The sequence below is a fragment of the Actinotignum schaalii genome, from assembly GCF_028864145.1.
In the GTDB taxonomy this organism is placed as follows: Bacteria; Actinomycetota; Actinomycetes; order Actinomycetales; family Actinomycetaceae; genus Actinotignum; species Actinotignum schaalii_B.
This window is the reverse complement of record NZ_JARBHJ010000012.1, coordinates 23,396-40,721: the sequence shown is the minus strand read 5'-3', so window position 1 is coordinate 40,721 and position 17,326 is coordinate 23,396. Positions and strand designations below refer to the sequence as shown.

Below are 17,326 nucleotides of genomic sequence, written 5' to 3'. Positions count from 1 at the left end.
GGTATATGGAGCAATTTGAGCAATTCGGGCGCGCTTCCACGCCGCGAGTGCTGGACCGTGCGTGCCGGACGCACTGGTTTGCAGGCGCCGCAAGCACTAAGCCGCGGGCGCGCTTTGCGCTGGCGGGGATGGCACGCTAGGATAATCACCTAGTGATTCTTTCGCGTTCACGGTTCGGCCGCTCGCGTGAAGTTTCACCGCTTTCGCGGGCGTAGTTCATCGGTAGAATGGCAGCTTCCCAAGCTGCAGAGGCGGGTTCGATTCCCGTCGCCCGCTCCACTTAGACGTCGAAAATGATAAGTCGGTGTTAGCGTTAGCGAGTATGGCCCAAGGGGGTCAAGAAAATCGCTTGCGTTAGCGAGTGTATAGCGCGTTTGCCCTGACCTGCGGAAACGCTTTCCTCTCTTTCGGCTGAGCGAGCGTTTGCGTTAGCAGGCGTTGATTTGGTCGAGGCGGACGCTATGGTCGGCGACCTCGGTAACGAGTTCGGCGTCGTGGGTGATGACAATGACGACGGCACCGGTATCGGCGAGTTTACGCATTACTCGGGAAATCGCGACAAGGTGCTTGTAGCCCACACCTGATGTTGGCTCGTCAAAGATGTAAACTTTCTTGTTCGCGGCAAGCGCTGTAGCAATAACCAGGCGTTGGCGCTGCCCACCGGACAGAGCCTGAGGATGATCGGACTCGTGCTCCGCAAGATCGAGTTCTTCAAGGATCGTGTGGGCGTCGATGTGCTGCTTTTCGGCTTTGGTCGTGCCGAGCGTGACTTCGTCAATAACGGTGTCCGAGAACAGCTGCCGGGTGGGGTCTTGCATGACGAGGTAGGCGTCCCGGCCGGCGAATTTTTGCCCATTGAGTGTGATGGATGCACCTTTGGCTTTTTCGAGTCCGCAGACGATCCGTGCCAGTGTTGATTTGCCCGACCCGCACGGGCCAATGAGCGCTGTGATTTTCCCTGCCGGAAAGAGCACATGGCCGACATTGAGAACCGTTTTCCCGTGGCGGTAGGCGAAGGTGAGGTTGTCGATCGTGAGCCCTTCACCTTCTGGTTCGGGCAGGCTCGGCATGGGTACGGGCACTAGGGATCGCAGTCCAAGCTGTTTGCGCTCCTCATCCGAGGTAGCGTAGAACTCTTCGCCGGTTGCGGTGAGGGCGATCTTGCCTTTATCGAAACAGTAAACGCAGTCGACGATCCCGGCAAGGAAACTCAGCCGGTGTTCAGCGATGATGATGGTGTGTCCATCGGCTTTGAGCCTGGCGATGAGAATGGCGAGTTGGTCGATAACGTCAGCTGACAGGTTCGCGGTCGGCTCGTCAAAGACAATCAGCGACGTGTTGTTGCACATGGCGACGGCGCAGGCCACGCGTTGCATCTGTCCGCCTGATAGTTGTGTGACGCGGGATTCCAACAGGTCGGCGATACCTAACTCGGCTGCAACCTCGTCAATGCGGGCACAGATCTTCTGCGGGTCGCGACCGAGATTTTCTGGGCCGAAGGCGAGTTCTTGACGCACGTGAGTGGTGTAGAACTGGGTGCGCGGGTTTTGAAACACTGTCGAACAGTGGTGGGCAAGGCGTGGCAGGTCTGTTTGTGCCACGTCAATGTCGTCAACCGTGACGCTTCCGGTAAGGTCGCCGTCGTGAAAGTGTGGGATGAGCCCGTTAAACAGCCGTAACGCGGTGGTCTTCCCCGACCCTGAAGCGCCACACAGCAAGGTGACGGTTCCGGGTGTGATGGTGATGGTTGCGTCATTGATTGAGGGGTGGTCTGCTCCCCGATAGGTGAAGGTGACGCCGGTGGCTTGGGCTGTTGTCATAGGACGATTCTCCATATCGCGAAACCGATAACGATGAGCAGAATGACTGCGTCGATCACACGGAATTTCACGACCGTGACTGAGGTGGGCTTTGCGGTTCCACCCAGTCCGCGCACGAGGGCGGCCGATGCCAGTTCGTCCCCACTGCGTACCACGGTCGATAGCAGCGGGATTGTGAAGTACTGGGCCGCGCGCAGGGAAAGCGCGGACATGCCGCGTAGCCTCATCGCATCTGAGATCGCTTTAACCTCGTGGCCGATCACGGGCAGCACACGTAAGGCAACCGAGATTGGGATCGTGAAACAGGTCGGGATCCGTGAGCCGGCGAGTGCTTTTTGCAAGGTGGCGGGTCGGATCACGCCGATCGCGTAGGCTCCCATTCCTGCGCTGACACTGAATCGCCACATCCACTGCAAAAACACCACGAGGAACGCGCCGGCCGTTGACTTCCACACCTGTGGTATCACGAAGACGAGCCCGCCGAGGACCGCAAACGTGGCCAGGTAGACGGCCACCCAGATCGGGCGCACGAGCGTGTTGGGGTTGATCGCAACGCTCGCCAGCATCACGGCGGCGAATCCGCCCAGAGCACACACGAACCACGGCGAGTAGGCACTGTAGATCGTGGTGGAAACGATGACGAGCGTTGCGATAATGGTGCGCGGGTCGGGAAGTTTAGACAAGACCGGCCCGTTCAAAGTGTTTACGCGCAATCCGAGTTCCCATCAGACCTGCGATCCAGCCAACGATGAGCATCACGACGAAGAAGCCCAGCAGAATCGGAATCGTGACCACCTGCGCCATCTTGGCGGCGTAGTCTGCGCCCATTTGTTCGGCGATCTGCGACATATATGCGTCTTGGTTCATAAATAGCGGCATCCACGGTGACACGTAGATCGGCAAAATAAACAATGCGTAGGCCAGGGGAACGCGCACTTTCATGCTCTTCGGCCCCTTGGTGACGACCAGATCGGCAAGCAGGCCGAACACAATAGCAATAGCAATGCCGCCTACCCAGTGCCCGGTCACGGAGAAGAGGATTTCGATGATAATCAGCATGATTGTCAATGCCCACATCTTCGGCGTACGGGCAGTGAATAGAGCGAAGACAATGCCGTTAATGAGGATCGAGATTAAGAAGCCGGGGAACATCGCGGCCGGACCGAAGAAGCCGAGCATTCCGAATGCAAACACGATGACGAACATCAAGGCGGTGAAGACGCCAATGTTGATGAAGTCGCGCGTGTTGAGGCGCGAGGACGTGCGTGTGGACATAGTTATTCCTTTCACGATTGTGAACAGTGCTGTGTTTAGACGAGTTGCCATCCGGCTGCGTTGATGCGCTCTTGCCAGAAATCGCGGTATTGACCTGGCTGGTTGACCAGCTCGTCGTGGCACCCGCGCTGGGCGATATGCCCACCGTGGGAGAGGACGATGATTTGGTCGGCTTGGCGAATGGTTTCAAGTTTGTGGGCGATCACGATTAGCGTGGAGTGCCTGCGTAGCTCGTTCATCGCCGCAACAATGTTGGCTTCGTTTTCCGCATCCAGCGCGCTGGTGGCCTCGTCGAACAGCGCGATCGGGGCTTTCTTCACCAAGGCGCGGGCGATAGAGACGCGTTGGCGTTCCCCACCTGACAGTGCGCGCCCGCCAGCACCTGCCAATGAATTCCAGCCGTCTGGGAGCCGGTTGACGATTTCCGTCACGCCCGACAGGTCAGCGGCCCACCTGATTTCTTCATCGGTAGCTTCTGGGTTGCCAAGGCGAATGTTGGCTTCGAGAGTGTCATTGAATAAATAGACGTCTTGGAAAACGAGAGACACCTGGCGCATCAAATCTTCGGTGGTCTGCTCGCGCACATCAACCCCGCCAACGCGTACGCTGCCGGACTGCACATCCCAGAAACGTGCAACCAACCTCGCGATTGTGGTTTTTCCGCAGCCGGAAGGGCCAACCAGGGCACACATGCCGCCTTGCGGGACATGGAAGGAAATATCACGGAGAACCGGGGTGTCCGGATCGTAGCCGAAGGTGACGTCCTCGAAACGAACATCACCAGGAGCGCTCACCGGTGTGGAGACATCGGGTTCGGACAGTTCGGGAGCGTCCATGACCTTGTCGACGTGATTCATCTGCTGGCGGCGTTCTTCCAGCCCGGTCATGCAGCCACCGATGTCTTGGAGCATGGTGGTGAACCGCAGGCACATGCCGATGGTGACCACAGCGTTCAACGCATTCATCTGCCCGCCGAGGGCGAGTTGGGCGGTCAGCCAAATCATTACCACGACAAGGGCTTGGACGAACATTCCGTTTATCAGGTTCGCTAATGTTTCGATCCACAATGCTTTGCGGCTTTTGCGGTCAGCCTGTTTGAATGCCCGATCAAGGGCCGGGTAGTCGTCGGCGACGTGACAGGAGCGCAATGCGCCTTGGCAGGTGGCGAATTCGACCATGCGAGCCGCCAACTCTGACTCGGCTGGTTCGGAAACCTTCTTACCTTTATCAAGAAGCACGCGGGAGATATGGAGGAAGGCGAGCATGATTGGGAAGGCGATCGTCAAGGTCAGTCCCAGCCGCCAATCCCAGAACCAGGTTCCCACAGTGACTACGAGCACGGCTGAGAGTTTTTGGAGGAGGGAGAAAATAAAGTGCGCCGCCGACTCACCCAAGTTCATCATTTCCTGGGTGACCATGCGCGACAGCCGTCCAGAACTACCCGAATCGAACATGCCCAGTGGTAGGCGGGCTACCTTGTTGCCGACCGCTTGGTGGACGTCGTGAATGAATCCGAGGGCCCCGATATAGCCGGTGCGCATGCCATAAAACTCCGTGCCCACGCCCAGCACCGCGATTACCGCCAAGGCGATGAGCCATCCCCAAAACGATAACCCCCACACTGGCATTCCGGTCGCTAGGGCACTTGCTGCGGGGAGTAGCGCGAGCAGGGCAAAGCCGTGACACAGTCCTGAGACCGCACCCCACGCTTGGCCGACCGAGAGGTTTCGCCACGAGGCGGGTTCCATCAAACGCTTAAAGCGTGGCAGCAATAGTTGGTTCATCGTGTCATCTCCTCGCATGCACCTTGGGCAAGAAGTGCCTGATAGTGCGCATTACCCAACAGCTCGTCGTGTGTACCGACCACAGCAATGCGCCCGCGTTCCATGACGACGATTTGGACTGCCCCTCTGATCGAGGCCAGTCGGTGGGCTATCACAATCACGGTTCTGCCTTTGGCAAGCGTGGATAGGGCTTGTTGGATTTTCGATTCTGATTCCGGGTCCGCCATCGCCGTCGCCTCGTCCAGCACCAACACTGGGGCATCAACCATGAGCGCCCGGGCGATCGCGATACGGGCTGCCTGCCCGCCCGAAACGTGGGTGTCCTCCCCCAACACGGTGTCGTAACCATCTGGCAGGCTCATGATGAACTCGTCGATCTGCGCTGCCCGCGCCGCCTGCCGCACCTCTTCTAAAGTCGCCTCTGGCGCGCCAAGAGCGATGTTGTTTCGAATGGTGTCGCGAATAAGCTGTGCATCTTGCAGGACGAATGCGACCGTCGAATACAACACGTCCTGGGAAATGTTCTTTAGATCAACCCCGCCGATGGTGATCGTGCCAGCGTCCGGGTCATCGAAGCGGGCAATCAAACTCGCCAGCGTCGACTTCCCCGCGCCCGAAGGCCCAACCAGCGCGGTCACCGTGCCTGCCGGAATGCTCAGGCTCACTTCGTCTAACGCTTGGGTCTCGTCATAGGCATACGACACACCCCGAATCTCGATATCATGACCGTGTGGTGTCTGCGGCGCATTGGGCTGAGGCAATGCCGGTAGCTCCATGACGTTCACCAGCCTCACTGCCGCAGACCCTGCGAGCTGGTACGACCAGGCGATGGTTGCGACTGCCATCAACGCTCCCGGCAGCACCAAGGCGATCAACGTGGTCGTTATCACCTCGTAGATGCTCACCCAACCGGCGTTCATCATCAACGCGCCACCGCCAAGGTTCACGATCAACAACACCGGGATTGACACCCACGAAAATGAGGCGACCGACATCGACACCAGCGGCATACACCAAGCCCGGTAGAACTTAGAAAACTCGTTAGCTGCATCTAAATAGGCTTTATGTGCTTGGCCGACCTTGCCGAACGCTTTCACCACTGAGATACCGGCCACGAACTCGGCCATCGTTGCCGAAACTTGGGCGAGCTTGGTGTCCATTTGCGCGGTCTTTTCGTTCATGCCGCGCATCGACATGCCATACATGCCCACATAGATCGGGATCGTCGCGATCGACAGCAACGCGAGTCGCCAATCCACCACGAATGCATAGGCCAACAAAGCGAGCGGGGAGACGATCGCGTTCAGTTTCTCGATCGGCCCGTGCGCGATCACTGTGTGCACCGTGGCCGTATCATCCTGAATGGTCTTGCGGATCTTTCCCTCACCCTCGCGGGTAAACCACGACAGCGGAGCAGTCGACATTCGGGCGGCAATTTGCCGACGCATCTGATTACGCAACGACAGGTCAATAAAATGCGTCACGCCCAATGCAACAAAATATAAGGTCAACCGGGCCATGTATGCGCTGACGAGGAGCATCACGATCCAGTTCACCCCCGCCGGGTCCACCTGGTCTTGCATAAGTTCTCTGCCAAGCTCCACCAGAGCCACATACGGGGCAATAGCCAACACACCAGAGAGAAAAGCCAAAACCTGCGCGATAAACAGTTTGCCTTTCACCGGCTGCGATAGCTGACGGATCGCGTTCTGGCCAGCGACAGATTTTTCCTTCGCCGACCCGTACTCGTCTTCAACAACCTGATCCGTTACACTATCGTTCACGTAAACACCATCCTTATTAAGTAAGGCTAACCTTACTTTATTTCTGGGAGGTGTGCCTAACCGTGCACGTCAACTGATACGAGCATCACTCTTTCAGGGCCATGCTCACCTGTTCACCTGTGCGGAATACGAACCGGATCGTATCCTCGGTGACGATGGCGTGATCGATGAGAGCGCTCCATTGTGCGGGGTGAAACTCGCTCACCGGTTCCCCTGTCAGATCATTCAGGGTTGTGGTGATGGCGGCGTGCTTGGCGGTGTTCGCTACGATATCTGCTTCCAGGCTTGTTTTACGTGCAAGCGTCTTACGGTAGATAGTATCGAGTTCGGTGTAGCGGGCTTGGTAGGCGTCCTGGTTGAGCGCACACCGCTGGTTTTCCGCAATCAGCGTCTCGATCTGCTCGGTGAGTTCCACAAGTTTTGCCTGGCACGCTGCGGCTTGTTCTTCCAAACGGCTCGTATCGAACATGTCGCCAAGCACCTGCGGTAGCTGGCTTTGCTGCGGACGGCGGGCGATCAGTTGGTTGAGCGCTTGGACGAAAGAATCCTTGATCTGCTCGTCTTTCACCGTCGCGCTGCTGCAGGGCTTGTCGCCTGCGTATTTATGGTTGCATTGCCAGACTGTGTACTTGTATTTCGTGTTCGACGCCCACGTTTTACGCCCATACCACGCCCCACACTGAGAACATTTCAGCCGGGTGGAGAATAAGCCGACTTTCGCTGACGATATGTTGGCATGGCGGGTAGCGAGTTCGTATTGCACCTGATCCCAGATGCGTGGAGCAATAATCGGCTCGTGATTGCCTGTTACGTAGTATTGGGGTACTTCGCCCTCGTTGACCTTCATCTTTTTAGTAAGGAAATCGGTGGTGAACGTCTTTTGGAGAAGGGCGTCGCCCTTGTATTTTTCGTTGGATAGAATGGAGCGCACTGTCGAGGTTGACCACACTTCTTTCCCGCGCGGGGTGAGAATCTTGCGAGCAGCGAGCTCGGTTTTAATCTCACTGATCGCCATCCCGTCAAGGAAAAGCTGGTAGATCAACCGCACGGTCGGAGCCTGCGTCTCGTCGATGACGAGACTGCCGTCCGCTCCTTTCTTATATCCGAGTAGTGATGCATAGGGAACCATAATCTTCCCATCTTGAAAACGCTTCCTGTGCCCCCAGGTGACGTTCTCGGAGATCGAGCGGGATTCTTCTTGCGCCAGTGAGCTCATGATCGTGATCAATAGCTCGCCTTTGGCGTCAAAGGTGTAAATATTTTCTTTCTGAAAATAAACCTCGACGCCTGCATCCTTGAGCTTGCGCACGGTAGTGAGCGAGTCGACGGTGTTGCGTGCGAACCGGGACACACTCTTGGTGAGGATCAGGTCGATTTTGCCTGCCAGGGCGTCATCGATCATGGTTTGGAAACCTTCGCGACGTTTCATAGAGGTGCCAGAGATGCCCTCATCGCAGTACATGCCCGCGAACTGCCAATCATTACGGGAATGAATGTAGGTGGTGTAGTAGTCGATTTGAGCCTCGTAGGAGGAGGTTTGCTCTTCCATCTCGGTGGAAACTCGCGCATACGCGGCCACCCGCCTGTGTGCTGGTACACCAGATGAGGCTGCGGCAGATCGAAGCTTCTTTGTTGCGGGTATCGCTGTGACCGTGCGACTCATGCCAACCACCCCTCACTGGTTAACCCCACCGGCATCATGGTTCCATCCGCGAGGTGGAAGGTGAGCTGATGCTCGAAGGCCTCGATCATCACGACCTGCTCAGCAACATGGACAGGATCGAAACCCTGGGTGCCGAGCATGTCTGCGCAGGCGTGTTCGAGGAGCGTTTCGCGCAGGTTGTGCCCCCTACAGGGGTTTCCGTTCCCGGTGCAGGCACTCCAACAGCGCCAAAACTTATACGAGGTTCCAGACTTGTAGGTGCGGGTTTTGCGTTGATAGTTCTTCCCGCACGCGCCGCAGCAGATCCGCCCGGTGAATACGCCCGTGTTCTTTGACGGGGTCGCCGCCGGACCCACCTCACGCCTGTGCGCGATTTCTGCTTGCACCGCGTCAAACATCACCTCGTCAATGATTGGTGGTAGGGCTTGCTCGACCCAGTATCGCGGCAGCTCCCCGTCATTGAGCGCACATGTGGGTGCTTGGATTGTGGGGCGGTACATTTTCTGTAGCATTTGGCAGCCCTTGTAGCGCTCGTTTTCGAGCATGCGACGAAACACGGACCCGTAGAACCGTCCCCCTCCCCGAGAGCGTTTACCTTCAGCATTGAGCATCGTCGCGGTTTTCTCCGGGCTAATCCCGTCCAAGAAATTCGCAAACAGTAAGCGCACGATCTTGGCTTCCTCTTCGATGATGGTGAACTGGCCGTCTGCCCATTTGTATCCATAGACAACGAAGGAGTTTGTGCCCCCGCTCTTGTATCGGTTGCGGATTGCCCATTTCACGTTCTGGGATAGCGAGCGTGATTCTTCTTGGGCGAACGAGGCCAGCAAGGTTAACAGCAGTTCCCCGTCAGCGCTAAGGGTGTCGATGCGTTCGCGTTCGAACCGTACGGCCACGCCAAGGTCTTTCAGCTCACGGACCGTAGCGAGCAGGTCGACAGTGTTGCGGGCTAGGCGTGAGATTGATTTACACAACACAATATCGACACCCCCACTCCTGGCTGCGTCCATCAGATCGGCCAGGCCTTGTCGGGATTTTGTTGACCTACCCGTAATACCCTCATCGGTGAACACGCCGACGTAGGCCCATCCGGGTGTGGATTGGATCAGGCGCGAGTAATACGAAACCTGCGCCGATAGGGATGCTAACTGCTCTGTGCCGTTGGTTGAGACCCGCGCGTATGCTGCTACGTTGACCAGTTTCGGGGCAGGCGACCGAACTGGTGTCACCACACTGATGTGTGCCACGTTTTCTCCTTTCGCGTTAGGTCTATACACGCTCTAAACCAGGTGTTTATCCAGTCGTTTCGCCCACTATTGATGGTTGATAGATCGGCGTCCACGCCTTCCATAACAACCGGTGAGCACGCTGATACTCTGCGGGCGTGAGCACGCCCCGCCCCGCCAGCACGCTCAACGTGTGAGAGTCCGTGATGAAGGCGAGTTCTCGGGCGAACACGTCAGGTTGGGCCAGTTGATCAACAGGAGCGGCGAGCGTGTTCATGGTTGTCCGCCACGGGTGCCGAATCGGGCACGTACATAGCAGGCGTGACAGCAAAACTTTTGACCTGGTTTGTCCACGATCGCGAAGCGGCGTCCGCAGTGCGTACAGGTCTGCTCGCGCGCAGGCTCGGTTTTCTGTCGATGCCGCCACGCTTTATGCCTGCAGGCGGGCGAGCAAAACCTAGCCCGAGCTGCTCCCTGTATAGGGTTGGCACACCACTGGCACACGCGCTCGACCATCACCGGAGCGGCGTCAAGGTTTCGGGTTGTGCAGTACGAGCGGACCTGGTCACGAGTCAGGGCGCAAAACTCGGCAATCGCTTTATACCCCCAGCCCGCCGTGCGCAGGTTACGGATACGTTGTTCATCAAAATCATTCACAGTGGGGTCACTCCCTTCACCCCACTGCCGACAAACCCCCGATTGTTAAATCCGTCCATGAAACGACGAAAAGCCCCGCCACCACCGGCTTCCCGAGGATTGGGAAGTCACAGTGGTGACGGGGCTCAGTCGCTCCGACGTGGCGCGGGTGTTTAGTAGCCGAGCTTGGCGTTCACTCGCGCTTGGACCGCGTTGTAGAGGTTGCCCAAGCGGCGCTTACGTTCCTCACCATTGCCGTACTCGCCACGGATCACGGCGTCAGCGAGGGCATCAATGTTGGGCCCAGCAGGCTTCGCTGGCGCGTTGCCAGAAAGCTTCTCATTGACTCGCTGTTGGACAGCCGCGTAGTTGGCTCCGAGGCAACGCTTACGCTCATCACCGTTCCCGTACTCGCCACGAATGACAGCGTCAGCCAATGCGTCGATGTTCGGTGCTGCAGGAGCAGGAGCTGGTGCCGGGGCTGTGCCGATCATCTGGTCATACCAAGACTGGGCGCGAGCCATGTATGCGGCGTGCTGGGAGCCAGCAAGAGATGCCGGACAGGCCGTAGCAGAGAAGTCCTTGTGCCCGAACACGTTCTTCCCCCACTGGGGTCGGCCGAGACCGTAGAACTTGCAAACGGCCGCGACGAGGTGTGCACCGTTATCAAGGCACGCCTCGGATACAGTCCATGGATCACTGGTCATGTCGGCGTGTTCGATGCCGATACTGGTGGTGTTGGCGGCAAAGTTTCCTGCATGCCAGGCGGTATCCCGGTCCCATACGAGCTGGCCTATGCGTCCGTCGGTTTGGACTTGGTAGTGGGCGGAAGCAGGACGGGTTTGCCACGCGTCGTAGCAGCCCTTGATGGTGAGGTTGCCTGCGTTGTGGTGGATGATGGCCTTGTCGATCTTTCGCCCGTTGCGTCCGGGGGTGTAGTGCTTGTTCATGATGAGGTCGATGTCGGCCTCAAGCGTGTTCCAATTCTTCATCAGTGAATCTCCTTTGTGTTTTCGGTGGTTGAGGGTTCGGTCAGTGAGGGCCTTGTTTCGGCGCGGTTAGCGATCGCATCCAAAGCCCCGCGCATTTGCTGCGGGACGGGCAGGCCCAGGCGGGTGGCGTTTTCTACGAGGGAGATGCCTTCGTCGGACAGGAAGAAGAAAATGACCGCCGCACGTAGCACGCCGGGTGCGCCGAGGACGTGGACGTCGATGAGGTGGGCCAAGCCAACGAGGGTGAAGATGAGGATCTTTCGGCTAATACCTCGGAAACCAACCGACGAGCTGAGGCGGCGCTCGTTAATGGCGGCCAGCACGCCGGTGATGTAGTCGGCGATAGCGAAGACGATCAGGGCATAGACGAGTCCGTCGAGTCCTCCGAGGTAGGCGGCGAGCCAGGCACCGACACCGGCGATTCCGGTTTGGATGGCGTGCCAGATGGCGTGAAGAGACATGGGAATGATTCCTGTCTGTGGGCATAAAAAATTGCCCACACCCACATCGGGTGAAGGCATCACAATGTGCTGCAGCGCAGCGAGTTACATAGTTGGGTCGGTGAGCACCTCCAAAATCGGCACCGTTAGATCAATCGAAGCGACCTGAGCAGCCGGTAGCGTTTGGGCCTTGATGGGCTCTGTTGGTGGTGCGGGCGTGGCATCAGATTTAACCGGGACGATCGGCAACTGCACCTCATCTTCATCTGGGTTCGAGTCGTCGACTGATTCAGTCAACTCAGTGTTTTCTTCTTCGGTGGTCATTGGTTGTCCTTGGTGATCGCGTCGTAGAGGACGTCGTAGGCTTCTGCCGCCATGCCGGATAGTTCACCGTCATAGCTATCGAGAAGTGCTTACACGTCTTTGTCGTGGCCGTCGTAGGTGGGACCGGAGACTTCCGCAACCGAGGCCAGCAACTCGGTACGTGCGTCGAGGAATTCACTGGCCTTCTCAGGGTTGGCGAGGACGAACGTGCCATCTTCTGTGAACAGCGGACGGCCGTTGTCGTCGAGTGTGGCGTAGGCGGTGACGAGGTCGTATTCGTCTTCCCCGAACCGAGCAATCGCCTCCTTCACACATATAACTTCGGAGACGATAACTTCCGCACCTACGTATCTACCGAGCTTGACACTAATCACGATGGCATCCTGCAGAGATCTGAGGCAGCTGCCGTCACTGTTATCGATGCTAGTGGAAAGTCAATCAAGAACTTGCACGCTTTGAATTACTTCCCCAACCTGACGAAGGTTGACGCCAGCAATAACCAGGTGACGTATATTAACGTCTTGGATAATTTTGCCCTGGAAGAGCTTGATGTACGTAACAATCAGTTGACGTCAATAGATTTGTCGAAAAACACCTTCCTGAAGCACCTTTATTTAGACAATAACAAGTTGGGGATGCTTGACTTGACCAACAACTTCAGACTGGATCAGGACGTCAGCTTCAGTAATCAAAAAAAGACGGTGATTCTTCCTGTGGATGATGACTCTCGTCTCATACCTTTGAACCAATTGGCGGATTACCTTGACTTTGATAGCAACATGGTAACTGACTTAACTGGAGCCACTATAGGACAATTCGGCCGGATTAAGGTTAATGAGGGCGTCACCGAAGTGACTTACAATTACAAGACTGGTCTCGGTGCTGTGGGTCATGAGCTTAAGATGCCCGTTACCCTGGAAATCAACCAGGGTTACACCGTGAGTTTTAATGTGGGCGATTATGGTTACCGCGTTCCTAATCAAAAGGTCGCTGAGGGCGGAACCGCACGAGAACCGGCGGATCCGACGGATCTGTATCCGACGGATCCGGCTGAGAAAGACTGGGAGTTCAAGGGCTGGTACACCGATAACACCTTCGCTACCGCCTTTGATTTCACTGCACCTATCAATGCTGATGTAACCGTGTATGTGAAAGGGAAAAGGCTAGTGGTCAGCCCGCTACGGAGTCTACCGCAGAGCCTAGTGTCCAGCCCACCACGCAGCCTACTGAGGTGAAGGTGAAGAAGCTGCCTAAGACTGGTGGCGAGTTTTCGTTCGGGTTTGCCGGTGCGGGAGCTCTCGTGGCGGCGGGTGTTGCTGCCGGGTGGCTGTTTCGCCGTCGTAACGCCTAAATTTTGTTAAGCCTTTTTGGCCTGCCACTTGTTATGAGTGGCAGGCCAAATTTTTCGGGGGCGCTAGCCCCAACGAGTAGGTGAGGGGGTAATGGGAAGACACTAAGTATGCCGAATTAGTTGGGGCCTAAGAACTTTTCTAGCAGGGTGCACCTTTTTGTCCTATAATCCGCTTTATTGGTTTCGGAAGTCTTCCTGGTTAGGTATTTGACTTATCGCTGGCTCGGCACAGTTTGTTAGATTTCTAGGAGGCCGGAAGACTCCGAGAAGCAAGCTACAAAAATATGTCTATCCGCCAAAAGTGTGCGAGTTGCTAAAAACTTTGCGGTTTCACAGGATAGATCTATAACCTAGAGTGGTCGTGGAGTAACTGCCCGAAGCTAGACCTTCTAAATTACGCAGTAAAAGTTTCTCACGTTTTTTCGTAGACATTCATTCCAAATCACCGTTAATGAATTATTTGATTACCAAAAACAGTTAATTAAGTATAGAAATTTCTATATCGATAAATATGTATATTGAAATTCTAGCTGATCTGCTTTATTTGTTTAGCTATATTCCTGTAGCTGTAACCACCTACCTGAGCTCAACGGGCTGGGTTTCTGGATGAAGTAGTGGTACTTTTAAGGGGAATAAGTTCAGCTAGTATACTGGATGGGAAGGTCTAATGTTCGATCTTAAGGACATACCCGGTGCTTTCGGCAGAGCGCTGCATAAACCAGCTCATATTGTTAGAAAATTACTGATAGTAACCTTGGTCTGCGCTTTGGGTTTCACGCTATCGAGCCCGTCTTTGGCTCAAGCCGAGGATCTACCGATTAGCTCCCAAGCTGACGAACAAAGCGTCAGCACGACGCCAGGAAGCACTCCAGAAGTCGAAACTGATGCCCAGGCTTTGGCTCAAGCCGAGGATCTACAGATTAGCTCCCAGGCTGACGAACAAAGCGTCAACACGGCGCCAGGAAGCACTCCAGAAGTCGAAACTGATGCCCAGGCTGGCGATGGACTAGGGCTTGGGCCGGAGATTATTGATCAACCCGTGCGTCAATCAACTATACCGGCACCGACCATTGACAAGGTATTTTACGATGCCACAACTATTTCTGGCGGTAATGTACACCGAGCTAGAGTTGGTGGAAAGATAGTTAGAGGGACTATATATGTGACCCTAAAAGATGAGGGTGGTAACGTAAAAGCCACTGTTTCCGTTACCCCTAGAACTGGAACTACTTGGACGGTAAATCTACCTAACAACATTAAAGTTGAAGCAGGCGACACCGTCACGGCCTATCAAACTTTGGGTGGCGATACATCTTCTGTGGTGACCGCAGATGCTGAGCCATCAATGGCATCTCAGACAACGCTCACAATGCCCGCCGGCGAAATCTGGATTGAACAAACGAACGCCAACCTTGTAAGTGACGATGAGCAAGCAGAAGCTGTTGAAATGCTGAAGAGCGCCAATCCGGACATTGCGCAAAACTTTAAGAGTGTTAAATTCTCTATCGATTACACGGACCATGCCTACTATGAAGTGACCTATACCGATGGATCAACCTCCGGGAAAGTTGAAGCTACGGAGCTAAAAATCAAAACAGTAACGGAAAAATCTGCTGCTCCGACAATAGAAAAAGTCCAGGTAACAGACGGACAGATCATCGTTACACTTGATAAAGAGGTTGCCGCAGGTACGAAATTTTATTTTGTCAAAAACATTGACAGGCAAGATTACAATAATTTTTGCGAAGGTGGAAACTGTAATGTGGTCAAATCTCTCTCACAAGAGATGTCTCAAGCAGTATCCGTTAACGGCACAACAGTTACTTTCCCAATCAATAATGATGATTTAAAACTCGGAAGAGAGTTCGGTATCGTTGTCAAAGAGCCACATAAGTTCCGTTCTTGCGCGAAGTCTGAGCCGGTAGTAACAACCCCCGACAAAGTCGCCGTGAGAGATCCTCACAAATTAACGGATGCCGATAAAGAAGCCATCGATAAAGCTATTCGAGATGCCAATACGGTAAATGGCGTATCTAAACTCCCCGATGGAACTGGATATTTAGACGATCCTGCGTTTATCGAGTTTGATAAAGATGGAAACGTTACAATAATCAGTCCTAATGATGTGGAAGTTACTTGGGATAGTAACTTCAATCCGGTGTATGTAAAAAATCCTGATGGAACCTATAAACTAAAGCCCGGTAGCGAAAATAACGTAACTAAATTCCCGGCAAAAGACTTAGTCAAAAATATAAAACCTGAATCTCCGGCGATTGCGGTAGATACGGATAAGGGTGAAGTAACTATTACTCCGCCTGCCTATGAAAACCCGGGTGAAGATACTGACTTGGCGTCATACACGATTACCTATAAAGATGCTGAGGGTAACGATAAGACCGTCACCGCAACGCGAACCGTAGACGAAACTTCCGGTAAGACCACTTGGACAGCCGATAATGCCACGGTTGATGCGAACACCGGTGTGATTACTCTGAAAGTTGAAGACATCGAAGTCGGTGGAACCATCAAGGCAACTGCTAAGGATAATGGTGGGCTTGAGGGTGACACCGATCCGCTCGATTCAGATCCGGCAACCAAGAAGCTCGAAACTGCCACTGTTAGCTACGACCGCAATGGCGGCACCGGCAATATGGATGACAAGAAACTCAACAAGGGCTCAAAGTACAAGATTTCGGATAATGTTTTTACCGCCCCTGCAAACGAAAAGTTCAGGACCTGGAAGATAGGCGAAACTGAGTACGCTGCAGGCGTTGAAATCACTGTTAAGGAAAACACTACTATTCAAGCCGTCTGGCAGGACATCGAGGTGACGGTTTCCTATAGCCCTAACGGTGGCAGCGGCAGTATGGATTCTGCGACCATGAAGAAGGGCAGTAAGTATGCGGTGTTGCCTAATGCTTTTACTGCTCCGGATGACACCCAGGAATTTAAGACTTGGGAAGTTGACGGTCAGGAAGTAGCGCCGGGTACCGAGATCACCGTTGACAAGGACACCACGGTGAAGGCCGTTTGGCAGAAAATCCAGGTCAATGTGACTTACGACGCTAACGGTGGCGGCGGAACAATGACTGGTGCAACTGTGGACAAGGGCAGTAACTACACGGTGTTGCCTAACACCTTTACTGCTCCGGATGACACCCAGGAATTTAAAGCCTGGGAGGTTAATGGTCAGGAAGTAGCGCCGGGTACCGAGATCACCGTTGACAAGGACACCACGGTGAAGGCCGTCTGGCAGGACATCGAGGTGACGGTTTCCTATAGCCCTAACGGTGGCAGCGGCAGTATGGATTCTGCGACCATGAAGAAGGGCAGTAAGTATGCGGTGTTGCCTAATGCTTTTACTGCTCCGGATGACACCCAGGAATTTAAGACTTGGGAAGTTGACGGTCAGGAAGTAGCGCCGGGTACCGAGATCACCGTTGACAAGGACACCACGGTGAAGGCCGTTTGGCAGAAAATCCAGGTCAATGTGACTTACGACGCTAACGGTGGCGGCGGAACAATGACTGGTGCAACTGTGGACAAGGGCAGTAACTACACGGTGTTGCCTAACACCTTTACTGCTCCGGATGACACCCAGGAATTTAAAGCCTGGGAGGTTAATGGTCAGGAAGTAGCGCCGGGTACCGAGATCACCGTTGACGGTGACACGGTTGTGAAGGCTGTTTGGAAGAAGATCCCGGTTGATAACCCGAATGGTGGAAGCAACAAGAATGGTAATGGCGCCGTTATAGCGTCTAATTCCCCTAAGCCCGGGAAGCTCCCGAACACTGGATATGCTGGGATACCGTATCAAGTTCCAGCGATGATTCTTGCAGCCGGCGTATTGCTAATCGCTGGTAGGAAGAAAATCGAAAAGCACTAAAACTGAGAAGTTAAAGTAGCCGAAACCGCCCATATGAACAGTGAATATGGGCGGTTTCGCTATTTTCAAGAAACTTGTAAATATGGAAGTAAGGAACTGCTTCTGCTCTTTGCAAAGCAAAATTTCCTAAGGTTCTTGTGGTGGG

15 protein-coding genes and 1 tRNA gene are annotated in these 17,326 nt (G+C 54.7%); 4 read left to right on the top strand and 12 right to left on the bottom strand.

The genetic code is table 11. From position 1 onward, the window contains the following. The first annotated feature begins 205 nt into the window (after positions 1-205). Positions 206-279 (top strand) — tRNA-Gly (locus PWJ82_RS03940). 149 nt (positions 280-428) lie between these two features. On the opposite strand, the gene PWJ82_RS03935 is transcribed toward PWJ82_RS03940, so the two are convergent. The 12 genes from PWJ82_RS03935 to PWJ82_RS03880 form a co-directional block, all read right to left on the bottom strand. After that, entirely contained in the window at positions 429-1,820 is a 1,392-nt protein-coding gene (locus PWJ82_RS03935) for an ABC transporter ATP-binding protein (RefSeq protein ID WP_016458317.1), read from the bottom strand. Next, a complete protein-coding gene (locus PWJ82_RS03930; protein WP_040427455.1) occupies positions 1,817-2,503 on the bottom strand; it encodes an energy-coupling factor transporter transmembrane component T family protein in 687 nt (228 codons plus the stop codon). The genes PWJ82_RS03935 and PWJ82_RS03930 overlap by 4 nt, the downstream gene beginning before the upstream one ends. After that, positions 2,496-3,095: an MptD family putative ECF transporter S component gene (locus PWJ82_RS03925; protein WP_016458319.1), complete on the bottom strand. Its 600-nt coding sequence runs from the start codon at positions 3,093-3,095 to the stop codon at positions 2,496-2,498. Before PWJ82_RS03925 ends, PWJ82_RS03930 begins: the two co-directional genes overlap by 8 nt. Before the next feature lie 35 nt (positions 3,096-3,130). Continuing rightward, the gene (locus PWJ82_RS03920) at positions 3,131-4,879 is read right to left on the bottom strand and encodes an ABC transporter ATP-binding protein (RefSeq protein ID WP_016458320.1); all 1,749 of its coding nucleotides are present in this window, start codon (positions 4,877-4,879) and stop codon (positions 3,131-3,133) included. Then, complete coding sequence (locus tag PWJ82_RS03915) at positions 4,876-6,663, bottom strand: ABC transporter ATP-binding protein (RefSeq protein ID WP_016458321.1); 1,788 nt, start codon at positions 6,661-6,663, stop codon at positions 4,876-4,878. Before PWJ82_RS03915 ends, PWJ82_RS03920 begins: the two co-directional genes overlap by 4 nt. Positions 6,664-6,748: 85 nt before the next feature. After that, on the bottom strand, positions 6,749-8,326 hold the full coding sequence (locus PWJ82_RS03910) for a recombinase family protein (RefSeq protein ID WP_274735443.1): 1,578 nt from the start codon (positions 8,324-8,326) through the stop codon (positions 6,749-6,751). Further along, complete coding sequence (locus PWJ82_RS03905; RefSeq protein WP_274735442.1) at positions 8,323-9,573, bottom strand: recombinase family protein; 1,251 nt, start codon at positions 9,571-9,573, stop codon at positions 8,323-8,325. The genes PWJ82_RS03910 and PWJ82_RS03905 overlap by 4 nt, the downstream gene beginning before the upstream one ends. A gap of 46 nt (positions 9,574-9,619) precedes the next feature. Next, a complete protein-coding gene (locus PWJ82_RS03900) occupies positions 9,620-9,829 on the bottom strand; it encodes a BlaI family transcriptional regulator (RefSeq protein WP_102201753.1) in 210 nt (69 codons plus the stop codon). 532 nt (positions 9,830-10,361) lie between these two features. Beyond that, positions 10,362-11,180, bottom strand: a complete 819-nt coding sequence (locus PWJ82_RS03895) for an N-acetylmuramoyl-L-alanine amidase (protein ID WP_274735440.1) — start codon at positions 11,178-11,180, stop codon at positions 10,362-10,364. After that, positions 11,180-11,641 carry a phage holin family protein gene (locus tag PWJ82_RS03890; protein ID WP_274734579.1) on the bottom strand — a complete coding sequence of 154 codons (462 nt, stop codon included), beginning with the start codon at positions 11,639-11,641 and terminating at the stop codon, positions 11,180-11,182. The genes PWJ82_RS03895 and PWJ82_RS03890 overlap by 1 nt, the downstream gene beginning before the upstream one ends. 84 nt (positions 11,642-11,725) lie before the next feature. Continuing rightward, a complete protein-coding gene (locus PWJ82_RS03885) occupies positions 11,726-11,944 on the bottom strand; it encodes an acetyl-CoA carboxylase (RefSeq protein WP_274734581.1) in 219 nt (72 codons plus the stop codon). Between the two features lie 89 nt (positions 11,945-12,033). Beyond that, entirely contained in the window at positions 12,034-12,318 is a 285-nt protein-coding gene (locus PWJ82_RS03880) for a hypothetical protein (protein ID WP_274734583.1), read from the bottom strand. A 147-nt stretch (positions 12,319-12,465) separates the two neighbouring features. Here PWJ82_RS03880 and PWJ82_RS03875 point away from each other — a divergent pair, with 147 nt between their 5' ends. From PWJ82_RS03875 to PWJ82_RS03870, 3 genes are all read left to right on the top strand, one after another. Further along, entirely contained in the window at positions 12,466-13,179 is a 714-nt protein-coding gene (locus PWJ82_RS03875) for an InlB B-repeat-containing protein (RefSeq protein WP_274734585.1), read from the top strand. Beyond that, entirely contained in the window at positions 13,176-13,295 is a 120-nt protein-coding gene (locus PWJ82_RS09585; RefSeq protein ID WP_274734587.1) for an LPXTG cell wall anchor domain-containing protein, read from the top strand. Before PWJ82_RS03875 ends, PWJ82_RS09585 begins: the two co-directional genes overlap by 4 nt. A gap of 667 nt (positions 13,296-13,962) precedes the next feature. Next, the gene (locus PWJ82_RS03870; RefSeq protein WP_274735439.1) at positions 13,963-17,181 is read left to right on the top strand and encodes an InlB B-repeat-containing protein; all 3,219 of its coding nucleotides are present in this window, start codon (positions 13,963-13,965) and stop codon (positions 17,179-17,181) included. Positions 17,182-17,326 lie beyond the last annotated feature (145 nt).

Excerpts from the sequence above, each read along its gene's own strand:
- PWJ82_RS03935 (WP_016458317.1), bottom strand. The coding sequence starts at position 1,820 with ATGACAACAGCCCAAGCCACCGGCGTCACCTTCACCTATCGGGGAGCA.
- PWJ82_RS03925 (WP_016458319.1), bottom strand. The coding sequence starts at position 3,095 with ATGTCCACACGCACGTCCTCGCGCCTCAACACGCGCGACTTCATCAAC.
- PWJ82_RS03920 (WP_016458320.1), bottom strand. The coding sequence starts at position 4,879 with ATGAACCAACTATTGCTGCCACGCTTTAAGCGTTTGATGGAACCCGCC.
- PWJ82_RS03910 (WP_274735443.1), bottom strand. The coding sequence starts at position 8,326 with ATGAGTCGCACGGTCACAGCGATACCCGCAACAAAGAAGCTTCGATCT.
- PWJ82_RS03900 (WP_102201753.1), bottom strand. The coding sequence starts at position 9,829 with ATGAACACGCTCGCCGCTCCTGTTGATCAACTGGCCCAACCTGACGTG.
- PWJ82_RS03895 (WP_274735440.1), bottom strand. The coding sequence starts at position 11,180 with ATGAAGAATTGGAACACGCTTGAGGCCGACATCGACCTCATCATGAAC.
- PWJ82_RS03890 (WP_274734579.1), bottom strand. The coding sequence starts at position 11,641 with ATGTCTCTTCACGCCATCTGGCACGCCATCCAAACCGGAATCGCCGGT.
- PWJ82_RS03885 (WP_274734581.1), bottom strand. The coding sequence starts at position 11,944 with ATGACCACCGAAGAAGAAAACACTGAGTTGACTGAATCAGTCGACGAC.
- PWJ82_RS03870 (WP_274735439.1), top strand. The coding sequence starts at position 13,963 with ATGTTCGATCTTAAGGACATACCCGGTGCTTTCGGCAGAGCGCTGCAT.